This window comes from Prevotella sp. AM42-24 (genome assembly GCF_003461825.1).
Lineage (GTDB): Bacteria > Bacteroidota > Bacteroidia > Bacteroidales > Bacteroidaceae > Prevotella > Prevotella hominis.
Genome location: NZ_QTXV01000018.1, coordinates 45350 through 57906 on the forward strand (window position 1 = coordinate 45350; position 12557 = coordinate 57906).

At 44.4% G+C, this 12557-nt stretch carries 8 protein-coding genes and 3 pseudogenes; 6 read left to right on the forward strand and 5 right to left on the reverse strand.

From position 1 onward, the window contains the following. Nucleotides 1–69 precede the first annotated feature (69 nt). From DW917_RS07640 to DW917_RS07660, 5 genes are all read left to right on the forward strand, one after another. Complete coding sequence (locus DW917_RS07640) at nucleotides 70–2103, forward strand: M13 family metallopeptidase (protein ID WP_118117464.1); 2034 nt, start codon at nucleotides 70–72, stop codon at nucleotides 2101–2103. Nucleotides 2104–2313: 210 nt separating this feature from the next. Next, entirely contained in the window at nucleotides 2314–3231 is a 918-nt protein-coding gene (gene metA, locus DW917_RS07645; RefSeq protein WP_022109798.1) for a homoserine O-succinyltransferase, read from the forward strand. A gap of 3 nt (nucleotides 3232–3234) precedes the next feature. Further along, on the forward strand, nucleotides 3235–5211 hold the full coding sequence (locus DW917_RS07650; RefSeq protein ID WP_118117466.1) for a U32 family peptidase: 1977 nt from the start codon (nucleotides 3235–3237) through the stop codon (nucleotides 5209–5211). Nucleotides 5212–5279: 68 nt separating this feature from the next. Beyond that, nucleotides 5280–6212, forward strand: coding sequence for a zinc ribbon domain-containing protein (locus tag DW917_RS07655; protein WP_118117482.1), 933 nt, complete (start codon nucleotides 5280–5282; stop codon nucleotides 6210–6212). Nucleotides 6213–6323: 111 nt separating this feature from the next. After that, the gene (locus tag DW917_RS07660) at nucleotides 6324–8789 is read left to right on the forward strand and encodes a TonB-dependent receptor (RefSeq protein WP_233524668.1); all 2466 of its coding nucleotides are present in this window, start codon (nucleotides 6324–6326) and stop codon (nucleotides 8787–8789) included. A 96-nt stretch (nucleotides 8790–8885) separates the two neighbouring features. Here the strand turns inward: DW917_RS07660 and DW917_RS18145 are convergent, their stop codons facing one another. The 3 genes and pseudogenes from DW917_RS18145 to DW917_RS07670 form a co-directional block, all read right to left on the reverse strand. Next, nucleotides 8886–9068: a PD-(D/E)XK nuclease domain-containing protein gene (locus DW917_RS18145; RefSeq protein WP_370453524.1), complete on the reverse strand. Its 183-nt coding sequence runs from the start codon at nucleotides 9066–9068 to the stop codon at nucleotides 8886–8888. A gap of 352 nt (nucleotides 9069–9420) precedes the next feature. After that, a pseudogene (locus DW917_RS18150) lies at nucleotides 9421–10218 on the reverse strand (AAA family ATPase); the annotation flags it as partial. A gap of 145 nt (nucleotides 10219–10363) precedes the next feature. Continuing rightward, on the reverse strand, nucleotides 10364–10564 hold the full coding sequence (locus tag DW917_RS07670; protein ID WP_118117468.1) for a hypothetical protein: 201 nt from the start codon (nucleotides 10562–10564) through the stop codon (nucleotides 10364–10366). Between DW917_RS07670 and rhuM the strand changes: the two are divergent. Continuing rightward, nucleotides 10552–10857, forward strand: a pseudogene (rhuM, locus tag DW917_RS07675) (RhuM family protein); the annotation flags it as partial. The gene DW917_RS07670 and the pseudogene rhuM overlap by 13 nt on opposite strands. A gap of 366 nt (nucleotides 10858–11223) precedes the next feature. Here the strand turns inward: rhuM and DW917_RS07680 are convergent. Beyond that, entirely contained in the window at nucleotides 11224–11904 is a 681-nt protein-coding gene (locus DW917_RS07680; protein WP_147344137.1) for a hypothetical protein, read from the reverse strand. A gap of 22 nt (nucleotides 11905–11926) precedes the next feature. Next, nucleotides 11927–12557 (reverse strand): annotated as a pseudogene (locus DW917_RS07685) (hypothetical protein); the annotation flags it as partial.

The window sequence follows — 12557 nt, forward strand, 5'->3', positions numbered from 1 at the left end:
CTTCTGCATGAGATTTCTTCCAGCAGATGCTTATCTTTCTGAGATTTAATAATAAAAAATATAACTAACATGAACATTAAAATGATTCTTCCGATGATGATGCTGGCAGCTATGCCTCTCGGCGCAGATGCACAGAACAAGTCGGGTCTTGTCATGGAAAACATTGATAAGACAGTCAGTCCTGCTAATGATTTCTACAAGTTTGCTACAGGTGGATGGCAGAAGAACCACCCACTCCCAGCAGCTTACAGCTGCTACGGCAGCTTCAATCTGTTGGCAGATGACAACAACAAGCGTATCAATACCATTCTTTCTGAACTTCAGAAGAAGACTTATAAGAAGGGTACTATCGAGCAGAAATTGTCTGACTTCTATAAGTTGGCTCTTAATGTAGATGCACGCAACAAGGCTGGTATCTCACCAGTTAAGCCACTTCTCGATGAGATGGAAGCAGCCAAGACAAAGGCTGACTTGCAGAAGATCCAGTTGAAGTATGCAGCACAAGGTTATGGTGTGAGCTTCGGTGGCGGCTTCGGTGCTGACGAGAAGAATGTCAAGATGAATATCTTCAATCTCGGTCAGGGCGGTCTTACCCTCGGTCAGAAAGACTATTATGTAAATAATGACACAGCTACAGTAGCTATCCGTGAGGCATTCAAGAAGTATGTTCAGAAGATGTTCCAGCTCTACGGTTTCTCAGCAGAGGAAGCAGCTCAGAAGGAGCAGGCTATCTTCCAGCACGAAACCATGTTGGCGCTCATCTCAAAGAGCATGACAGAACTTCGCGATCCTCAGGCTAACTATAATAAGATGACTCTCAAGGAGTTCCAGGAGAAATATCCTAACCTCAACTTCGAGGCTATGTGTAATGCAGAGGGTATCAAGAGCGAGTACATTCAGGAGATGATCGTAGGTCAGCCTGACTTTCTCGCTGGTCTCGACAAGATTACTGCAGCCGAGAATGACAATACGCTCAGAGCCTTGATGGAGTGGGACGTTATCCAGAGTTCATCTTCTTATCTTACAGATGAGATCCGTGAGGCTAACTTTGATTTCTTTGGTAAGACAATGAGTGGCCGTAAGGAGGATTATCCTCTCTGGAAACGTGCTACCAATCAGGTAGAAGCTCAGTTGGGCGAACCTCTCGGTCGTATGTACTGCAAGCGCTACTTCCCAGAGTCTTCCAAGAAGATCATGTTGGAATTGGTAAAAAATCTTCAGGTAAGTCTCGGTCAGCGTATCGATGCACAGACCTGGATGAGCGATACTACCAAGGCAGCAGCTCACGAAAAGCTCAACAAGTTCTATGTGAAGATCGGTTACCCTAACAAGTGGACAGACTATAGCAGTCTTCAAATCGATCCATCTAAGAGTTTCTATGAGAACGTGATGGCATGCCGCAAGTTTGCTCACGACAAGCATATCAATGACAAGGCAGGAAAGCCAGTGGATCGTGACGAGTGGTACATGACTCCACAGACAGTCAATGCTTATTATAACCCAACAACCAATGAGATTACCTTCCCAGCTGGTATCCTCCAGTATCCATTCTTCGATCCGAAGGCTGATGCTGCATTCAACTATGGTGCTATCGGTGTAGTGATCGGACATGAGATGACTCACGGATTTGACGACCAGGGAAGACAGTATGATTCAGATGGTAATATGCATGACTGGTGGACAGCTAATGATGCAGAGGGCTTCAACAAGCGTGCTGATCAGTATGCTGCATTCTTCAGCAATATCAAGGTATTGCCTGATTTGAATGCCAATGGTCGATTCACTTTGGGTGAGAACTTGGCAGACCACGGAGGTCTGATGGTTTCTTTCAATGCATTTAAGAATGCAACTGCAAAGAAAAAGCTCAAGGAGAAGGATGGTTTCACACCAGAACAGCGTTTCTTCCTTGCTTATGCTGGCGTATGGGGTCAGAACATCACAGAACTGGAAATCCGTAACCGCGTAAAGAGCGACCCACATTCATTGGGTGAATGGCGAGTAAATGGCGCTCTTCCTCACATCAATGCCTGGTATGAGGCATTTGGTGTCAAGAAGGGAGACAAAATGTATATCCCAGAGTCTGAGAGATTGGATCTTTGGTAAAAGAAATGCTGACGTCAAAGCATCTACTTCTGGATCAAGTCTTTTTAGGGTTTTGGCATAATCTTATTTAGATACTGTTCCAGGGGGGGGGAAGGTGTTGAACTTCGGTTCAACACCTTTTTTGCGTTTTATATAAAAAAATCCTCTTTTTTTTCGCTAAGTCAGATTTTTACAGTAACTTTGCAGAAAAATACAAAGAAAGGATAAAAAATGCCATTAAGATTACCAGATAAATTGCCAGCCATCGAGTTGCTGAAGCATGAGAATATCTTTGTGATGGACGAGAGCCGGGCTCATAGCCAGGAAATCCGTCCACTTAAAATCGTGGTTCTCAACCTGATGCCGCTGAAGATAACTACAGAGACCGACCTCGTGCGCCTGTTGTCCAATACGCCTTTGCAGCTTGAGGTCTATTTCATGAAACTCAAGAGTCATACCCCTAAGAATACTCCTATCGAGCACATGATGATGTTCTATAAGGATTTTTCCGAACTCTCCAAGCAGAAGTTTGATGGTATGATTGTTACGGGTGCTCCGATCGAGACGATGGCATACGAGGATGTTGAGTATTGGCCGGAAATCATGCAGATTTTCGATTGGGCACGTACTCATGTCACTTCTACGCTCTATATCTGCTGGGGCGCACAGGCAGGACTTTATCATTTCTATGGCGTGCCGAAATATCCGTTGGAGAAGAAGATGTTCGGTATCTTCCAGCAGAAACCGCTGGATATGTCACAGCCTATCTTCAGAGGCTTTGATGATGTCTTTGCCATGCCTCACAGCCGTCATACAGAAGTGAGACGAGAGGATATTGAGAAGGTACCAGGACTTGACATTATTGCAGAATCTCCTGAAAGCGGTGTGAGCATCGTGATGGCAAGAGGGGGCCGTGAGTTCTTTGTAACCGGTCATCTTGAATATGCGCCAAATACACTCGATAAAGAGTATAAGCGCGATATGGGCAAGCGCGATGATGTGGAATTGCCGAAGAATTATTATTATCACGACGATCCTAACGAGGCACCATTGGTTACATGGCGTGCACATGCCAATCTCTTCTATAGCAACTGGATCAACTATTATGTTTACCAGGAGACTCCTTATAATATTGACGATATTCAGTAAGATATGAGAACATTGGAATTATTGGCTCCTGCCAAAAATTTAGAATGCGGTATAGCTGCCATCGATCATGGAGCAGACGCCGTCTATATCGGTGCTCCACGCTTCGGTGCACGAGCTGCTGCCGGCAACTCTATCGAGGATATCAAGCAACTCTGTGATTACGCCCATCAGTTTGGTGCCAAGGTTCACGTTACCGTCAATACCATCATCTATGATTCAGAATTGGAAGATACGCTTAAGATGATTTCCCAGTTGGATGAGATTGGTGTTGATGCACTCTTGCTGCAGGATATGGGACTCCTCTGGGAGGTAAGAGCTAAAGGTTTGTGGAAGAGGGAGTTACATAGCAGTACCCAATGCGATACTCGAACTCCTGAGAAAGCTTTGTGGTTGACTCAGATCGGTTTCAAGCGAGTGGTTCTTGCACGTGAACTGTCACTGGATGAAATCAAAGCCATCCACAATGCTATTCCAGACAGAGAGATTGAAGTCTTCGTGCATGGTGCTCTCTGCGTCAGTTATTCCGGAGTCTGCTATGCATCCGAAAAATGCTTCTCCCGTTCTGCCAACCGTGGTGAATGTGCCCAGTTCTGCCGTATGAAGTTTGACCTGGTTGATGCCGACTATCAGATGATAGAGCACCAGCGCTATCTCCTGTCGCTCAAGGATCTCTGCCAGTTAGATTATCTGAAGGACCTGGCTGATGCCGGAGCTTCTTCTTTCAAGATAGAGGGCAGACTCAAGGATATCACTTATGTGAAAAACGTGGTGGCTGCTTATAACAAGAAATTGGATGAAATCGTAGCCCAATATCCACGCGAATACCGACGTGCTTCGCGAGGACATGTGGAATATAATTTCGTTCCGAATCTGATGAAAACCTTCAACCGCGGTTTTACCAACTATTTCCTGCATGGCAGACAACCCGATATTTCCTCCTTCGACACACCGAAGGCTATCGGTGAATACGTAGGTAAGGTGAAGGAAATACGTGGGAATGTATCATTCAATGTGGCTACTGTTGCAAGTTTTGCCAATGGCGACGGACTCTGTTTCATCAATGATGAGCGAGAGTTGGAGGGCTTCCGTGTCAACAAGGTAGAGGGCAACCGCCTTTTCCCTTTCCGCATGCCGGAAAACCTTAGACCGGGTATGGCTTTGTATCGCAACAACGACCAGGCTTTCGAACAGATTCTTGCTCGCAAGACAGCCGAACGCCGTATTCCGCTCTTTATCGAACTCCAGCCTGTGTTGGAAAAGGACGAGGATAATGATGAAGTAGTAGATGGATTCCTTGCCACTGCCAATATCTTCAAGAGTGTAGAACAGGGCTTGTACTACAAGGCTGCAGAGGTCTTCACACCTATGCAACTGCAGTGCGCCAAACGCTCTCAGCATGATAATATGATTGCGCAGATGAGCAAGTTCGGTGAATCTAAATATGAATGTAAGCATGTGGTACTCAAGAATGATATTGATGCTGCGTTCATCCCTAACAGTGTGCTTTCAAATGTCCGTAGGGAATTGATTCAAAAACTTGATCAGAGAATAACAGATGAACTCAACCGTTCGCTGATTTCTGGTATGGACAGAAATTTCTTTGCCAGTCCTTACAGATTGGATCAGCCGGGAGAACGTGTAGCTAAGAGTCAGAAGGAATTAACCTGGCAATCGGAATATGGAAAATGGAGATATACCTATAATATAGCCAATGATGCTGCGGTTGATTTCTACAAGATGCATGGACTTGAGAATATCCAGCCTGCATTCGAACTGGGTGCTAACAAACGCAAGGATGAATCGCTCATCATGCAGTGCCGCCATTGCATCCGCTATTCCTTAGGATATTGCGTGAAGCGTGGGGGAAAGAAACCAACATGGAAAGAACCGCTTTCGCTGGTATTAGGCGATGGCAGAAGATTCCGGCTGGAGTTTGTCTGCAAGGAATGTCAGATGAATGTCTATGCTGAGTCAAACTGATTATCGTGAGCAGGTTCTATTCAGAAGAATCATATAATAAAATACAGATGAAGTTAAAGTTATCCGATATGAGAAAAGGCTGTCAGTATGTCCTTACGGGCATGCTGATGGTCTTTGTGCTTTTCTTTGTAACCAGTTGTTATCACCGTCACATTACGAAGGGACAGCATGCAGCACTGGTGGAATACAGTGATCGCCAGCGCGATTCGATTTCTTTTTCTTCTACGCATCATTATACCTATCGCTACAATTTCGTGGTGGCAGCAGATTCTCTGATGCTTATCAAGCAGCAGCCGGAGGAATACGTCAACCATCTTTCCATCGATTCTTTCGCAGTCATGAAGCACTGTCTTCTGGTTGTTTCTGATATCAGGATAATTCCGCAGGATCGTGTGGATTCAGTTTGGATCCAGTTGGCAACAGAGGATAATGTATTCGGTTGGATACATGAGTCTAATATGCTTTCTAAGGTAGTGCCTGATGATCCTATCTCTCAGTTTATCATGGTGTTCAGCAATACCCACCTGCTCATCTTCCTGATAGTCTTTGTGCTGATAGGAGTGAGTTATCTGGTGAAGAAGATCTTTACGCGAAATGCGCCTATCGTGCATTTCAATGATATCGACTCACCTTATCCAACAGCCCTTGTGCTGATGGTATCGCTGTCTGCAGCTTTCTATGCCACGATTCAGACCTACATGCCTGAGGTATGGCGTCATTTCTATTTCCACCCTACGCTCAATCCTTTTGCAGTGCCTAAGGTGTTGGGTTTCTTCTTAGCATCCGTATGGGCGATTCTCATACTTGCCATTGCCTGTGTGGATGAAGTAAAAAACCGTCTTACTTTGGGTGAAGGAATACTTTATTTGGGTGGTCTGATGGGTATGTGCGCCTTAGATTATATCATATTCAGTATCAGTACGTTATACACTGTCGGTTACATTATTTTAGTAGCGTATATCTGGTATGCCATCCGGGCTTATCTCAAGCGAAATTCCTGATATGTTCTCGTTTCCTGATTTTTCAGGTTCAGTCTGATTTCCTAATTTATAAGGATAATCCTTTCGGGATAATCTTTGTACCTTTGCAGCCGAAAAAAAATCAGTTGAATTATGTATTTTAAAATTTTGGTAGCCGCATCTTTAGCTGCAAATTTTCTGCCAGTAAATGCAGAAGATGAATATCTGGCTAAAGCGGAAAGTATGCATCCAACCAGTGCCGTTAATGGTAATTCGGTCAGTAGAGAGAGCGTTTTTGCTGATAGCAGCAAGGTATTTGATATTGATGAGATTGTAGTTGTTTCCCAACCCAAGGAAACCCGTCGCCTCCGTCAGCAGGCTTTGAGCAGCAGTTCTCTCGGCAGTTTTCAGATTCATAAACTCGGTGTTCATGATTTGCGTGAACTCTCTCAGTATATCCCTAATTTTGTGATGCCTAATTACGGCAGCCGCTTGTCGTCTTCCGTCTATGTGCGTGGCATCGGCAGTCGTGTCAACAGTCCTTCTGTGGGCATCTATATGGATGATATCCCGGTGATGAGCAAGTCTGCCTTCAATCTCCACAATTACCAACTGAGTCGTGTGGATGTGCTCCGTGGACCGCAGGGCACTCTTTATGGACAGAATACAGAGGGCGGACTCGTCAGAATGTATTCTCGCAATCCTTTTAACTATCAGGGTACGGATGTGAAATTGGGCTATGGCAGTCGCAGCTATCGCAATTTTGAGGTAGCGCATTATAATAAGGTGAATGAGAAGACAGCCTTCTCTTTGGCTGGTTTTTATGATGGACAGAACGGTTTCTTCCGCAATTCCTTTACTGGGGAAAGGGCTGACAAGATGAATGAGGCGGGCGGAAAACTGCTTGTAAAAACTCGTCTGAATGCCGGTTGGGATGTTGATGTTCTCGCCAATTATCAGTATGTAGATCAGAATGGATTTCCTTATGGTCGTCTGGATCTTGCAACAGGCAATACCGACCGTCCAGCCTCCACCTTTGCAGGCATCTATCGCCGCAACAATCTGATTTCCGGTTTGCGACTCACCCGTCAGGGAAATCTTTTCGATTTCACTTCCGTTTCGAGTTATCAGTATGTGAAAGACCATATGTTGATGGATCAGGATTATCTTCCGGCTGACTATATGCGCATCCTTCAGCAGCAGTTGCAGAATTCCTTTACCCAGGAGTTTACCTTCAAGGGCAAGCAGGCTGTGGGCGGATTCTGGCATTGGACATTAGGTGCTTTCTTCTCCCAACAGTGGTTGAAGACCAACGGACCAGTATTCTTTGATGAAGCGATGACGGCGCCTATCGGCAATGCCATCCAGCGCCAGATGTATGATGCGATGGTGAAGGCGATGGCAGACAGGATGATAGCACAGGGAATGCCTGCAGCTGCAGCCCAGGCTGCCGCTCAGCGAGCTATAGAACAAGCTGGTGGAGTAGGTATGGAGGTTTCCATGGGTGCGCCAGGATTGTATCATACGCCTCAGTCCAATCTCGGTTTCTATCACGAGAGCCTTTTCGATTTATCTTCTTCGCTTTCCCTTACCTTGGGTTTGCGATATGATTATATGCTTACCTCCATTCATTACGAGAGTTCTGCCTATATGGCTATGAAGGCGAATGTGATGGGCAGGGAGGCAACTTATACTTTGCGCAGTATGCTCGATGGTCGCACGCACGATCATTTCGAAGAGCTGTTGCCTAAGTTGGGACTCACTTGGCGATTGGATTCCCATGGCAGTAATGTGTATGCTGTAGTCAGCAAGGGTTATCGTGCCGGTGGTTATAACATCCAGATGTTCAGCGATATTCTTCAGACAGAATTGAATGCCAACCGTCAGGCTGCGATGCGTGGTGATTATGATGTTCCTCATTCAGCTGAGGATTATGAGAAGGTGAATAAGACGATCTCTTATGAACCGGAAGTGAGCTGGAACTACGAGTTGGGAACCCATCTCAATCTCTTTGAGAATGCGCTTCATCTGGATCTCAGTGCTTTCTATATGCAGGTAAAGAACCAACAGTTGTCTGTGATGGCAGGTAATTACGGTTTTGGCCGAATGATGGTCAATGCAGGCAAGAGTCACAGTTGCGGTATTGAGGCTGCGCTCAGAGGTCAGCTCTTCAATGGTCATTTCGACTGGATGGTGAACTATGGTTATACCCGTGCCGTATTTGATGAGTACCGGAGTGGGGAAGGAGCCGAGGCAGAGGATTTCAAGGACAAGTTTGTACCTTATGTTCCGCAGCATACGCTTTCTGCTACAGCAGATTATCGCATTGATACAGATTGCCGTTTCCTCCGTTCGCTTACTTTAGGAGCCAATGTCAATGCACAGGGCAAGACCTATTGGGATCAGGCCAACAGTTACAGTCAGAATTTGTATGCAGTCTTAGGCGCTCATCTGGATGCCGATTTAGGCAAGGTCCTTATCAGTTTCTGGGCTCGTAATCTGACGAATACCCATTACAATACCTTCGCGGTAGATAATGCCGCCACAGGCAACAAGGAATACTTCGCCCAGCGTGGCAATCCTTTCCAGTGTGGCGTTGATCTCCGCTTCCACTTCTAATATTCCGTAAAAGGCGGGATTAAATAAAAACCACCACATGCCAATAAATAAGCATGTGGTGGTTTTTATTTTGTTTATGTATGATTTTGGAAATACTTACTCCTTTGCGATTTTCCAGTCGAGCAAGCCCTTTCCTTCATCGTCCAGTTCTATTCCCAAACCAATCACCTCTCGTGAATCAGCCTTGAAAGGCTCCAAGTATTGACGTTCGATGATCTGTCGGACTGCAGCTTCCTTTCCGCCATTGTTTCTTAATTTCAATTCTATCACATATTTCACTCTCTTCCCTCATGGTCAAAGCAGGTAGTACCGTCTCGTATAGTGCCTGTCTCACTTCCTTGTTAGGGAATCCCAAAATATATCCGAATTCGTCGCTGTCCTTGATTGTGAGATACCCCGACTGATAGAGGAATAAGGAAACTCCACCCCCTGTAACATCAGATGTCTCCAAAACATTGCGGAGAATGCGGCAATTTTCAAAATCACCCAAGTGTAATTCTGCGTTGGTAATAAACTTTGGTAATCTGGAAGTGGCACCTGAAGCAGCCCAGAAATTAGCTAACTCTTGAGTATTCAATGCATTGACAAGACTGAAAGGATTATAGATATCTATCATGTTTTTCCGGCTGAAGTGATAACCATCATAATATTCCTTCAGTTTGTCGTGAGTTTGCTGCAAAGTCCAATTGTTCATTTCTGCCATTTTCTCCAACTCTGGCTGGAAATTCTCGCTGATTTCTTCTTCTGTAATACCGCAGAGTGGTGCATATTGTGGAAGGAAACTGATATTGGTCAGATTGTTGAGCGCAGAGAAGAGTGAAATCTGCGTAAACTTGGTGATTCCTGTAATGAATACGAATCGTTCGAACTCATCATCAGCTTTCAGTATGGCAAACACATTGCGATATATATCTGTGCATGCTTCGTGCTCAGGAGTTTTCCAGGAGTGCTGGAGTGGGGAGTCATACTCATCTATGAGGACTACCACCTTCATGCCTGTCTGCTGATAGGCAGTGGTGATAATGGCATTAAAACGGTCTGCAAGTTGGGCTGTAGGATCCGGAGTGATATTGTATTTCTGCTCATACGATTTAAAGCAGATATTGAGATACGAATGGATTCCTTGGGCACTGGCACCGCCACGGCTCATGTCAAGTCTGATAACAGGATACTGATTCCATTCCTCTTCCATCTCCATGATTTTGAGACCTTCGAAGAGATCCTTTCGGCCTAAGAAATAGGATTCAAGGGTATCAACGAGCACAGACTTGCCGAATCGACGAGGACGACTGAGATAATTATACTGATCGCCGTTGTTCGCCAATTCCCAAACAATATCCGTCTTGTCAACATAGAGGTATCCTTCTTCTCTGATCTTTCTGAAAGACTGAACGCCTACCGGCAGTTTCCTACGTTTGATTTTTGCCATATTCTTATCCTCCAACTTATTTTACTGCAAATATACGAAATGTTTCACTTATACGTGATAAAACCAGCCTTTTTTTTGATTTTTATAACTTATAAATGAAAAAATCAGTGCTACTACTAAGAGTAACACTGATTTTCTATTTTGATTATTGAACGGCAACTTTCTTGATGCAGCCATCGCTATATACCACGATATTCACGCCCTTGGTAGGAGAGGTTACTCGCTGTCCATTGAGAGAATAGCGGGAGATTTCCTTCACATTGCTGCGATTTGTCACCTTGTCAATACCTGTCGCGTCATACTCAATGATGTTTCCAAAGTCTTTCCAGACGTCAGCATTTATCAAATATTTTTAAAGAGGGAGAACTTGATGAAAAAGTGGTTGTTCGGAAATTCCGACAGACCACTCAGCATGGTGCTATGGCAGGAAAAGCCCAAAGCAAAGAAGTGAAGTTCTATAACCTTGATGTTATCATATCTGTGGGCTATCGTGTAAAATCTATTCAAGGCACTCTTTTCCGTCAATGGGCTACAGAGCGACTGAATGAGTCCATCGTAAAAGGGTTTACGATGGACGATGAACGACTCAAAAATCTTGGTGGTGGCAACTATTGGAAAGAGTTGCTCGACCGTATTCGTGCTTGTCATGAAAAGATTAACAAGAAAAAAGAAAATCTTTCAAGAGAAATAGGCACGCATATAGAAAAGAATGCGTGCCTATTTTCGTAAACCAATCCATTTTATATTCCAAATCTCGAAGTATCCACTTCATCATGCTGTTTAGCCTTGTATCCTCCGAAACGATAAGTGAAGGATACTTCAGGGCACCTGATGTTGAGATATCGATGACTCCTTGTATTGCTCGGGTACGAGTGCGGTGTTGATTGAACATCGTACACTACCTAATTTATTGTGTAATAATTAGTTAAGTGCTGCTTAGTGAGGTGTGCGGTAAAATCCAAACTATGTTTCTACAACCTTGTAGTCGGAGAATCTTAATTCCAATTATTGTTTACTGGAAGCTGCTTTCCATTCATCATAGATATGGCTAAAGATAGCAACGCCATCATTCAGTTGCTTCCTAGCTAAAGACTTATCTTTGTTCCACCATTCAAGAATGTAATTCTTCAGTCCCTCATATTCCTTTTGATCCTTGAATTGTCGATCCAGGCTTCCCATTTTGCCAAGCGTTGCATTGTAAAGAATAAATGCCCTTTTCTGTCCATTAGGCTTCAGTGCATACCAAGTAGCCCAAGAGTTTCCTGTGTTTATGCCATTGCCAGGCAGAAATACGTGAACTTGATAGACAGATGCATTCTTGCCGCGGTAAAGGAGTTCCATAAGGCGATCCTCTTTTACAGCCCTAATCGAATTACGTGCTATCGTTTGGCAATGTTCCCACACTTCGCCTTCAGGGTGTTCCTCTGTGAGTGCAAGCCATTCCATCTTGGTTACTTTCTCAGCATCGTACTTCTTGGCTTTTTTGCCATCTGGATTCTCGGCAAGTCTTACTTGATATTCTAACGCCCACCCCATGTACTTCTTAGGAATGTAGCCCTCTATCTGTTTGCCATCCATCATAGTGAGGCGAACATGACGCATTTCTGGGTCGTCATTCTTGCGAGCGTGTGCAGCTATCGCTACCACCATTACTGCCATGAGCAGCCAAAACTTCATTGCTTTCATAATGATTCCTTTTAGTTGTTATTTATTGTTTGTCATCTAATACTTCTATCACTCGTTGTATCATAGAACTTCGGTTGTGTTCACCTAGTCCAATGAGTTTCTTTTCCCATTCCTGCGAAAGTCCTACACAGTGGCAAAGTTCTCGGATAAAGGATTTGTCGCATTTCTTATAGGTATCTCCCAGACATATAAGCTTGCCATCAGTCTGTCTGACATAGAAGTCGCAAGCCGTCTTGCTTGGGATGAAAAACATTGCTGCTGCTGTGTTACATTGCCTAGCTTTCATTCCTCCCATGTCCGTCACGGAATAACCTTGGGAGGCATAAATATAGACTTGCAATCGTGGGTGGTTGATATATAGCCAGCTCCATCCCACATTTTCCAAAGGAACAAGTGTGCGTACGTTTTGCTTGGAGGTTGCATTCCAAACTACTACAGAATCAATGTTGGCGAAAGGTATCACATCGCTAGTGCATTGGCGAGAAAAGAAGTTTCTATAAACTTGAACGTCCTTTTTCTTGCGTGGCAAGTCTATTCGGTCATTACTTTCATAGAGTTGCTGGATACCATTCTTTAGGTACACTCGTCCCTCGCATGATTGAGCTTGCATGCTAACTAAAGTTTCCCACCCCAAAATAGTAGGGTAAAAATAA

Coding starts and splice junctions, on each gene's coding strand:
- DW917_RS07640 (WP_118117464.1), top strand. CDS start 70: ATGAACATTAAAATGATTCTTCCGATGATGATGCTGGCAGCTATGCCT.
- metA (WP_022109798.1), top strand. CDS start 2,314: ATGCCATTAAGATTACCAGATAAATTGCCAGCCATCGAGTTGCTGAAG.
- DW917_RS07650 (WP_118117466.1), top strand. CDS start 3,235: ATGAGAACATTGGAATTATTGGCTCCTGCCAAAAATTTAGAATGCGGT.
- DW917_RS07655 (WP_118117482.1), top strand. CDS start 5,280: ATGAGAAAAGGCTGTCAGTATGTCCTTACGGGCATGCTGATGGTCTTT.
- DW917_RS07660 (WP_233524668.1), top strand. CDS start 6,324: ATGTATTTTAAAATTTTGGTAGCCGCATCTTTAGCTGCAAATTTTCTG.
- DW917_RS07680 (WP_147344137.1), bottom strand. CDS start 11,904: ATGAAAGCAATGAAGTTTTGGCTGCTCATGGCAGTAATGGTGGTAGCG.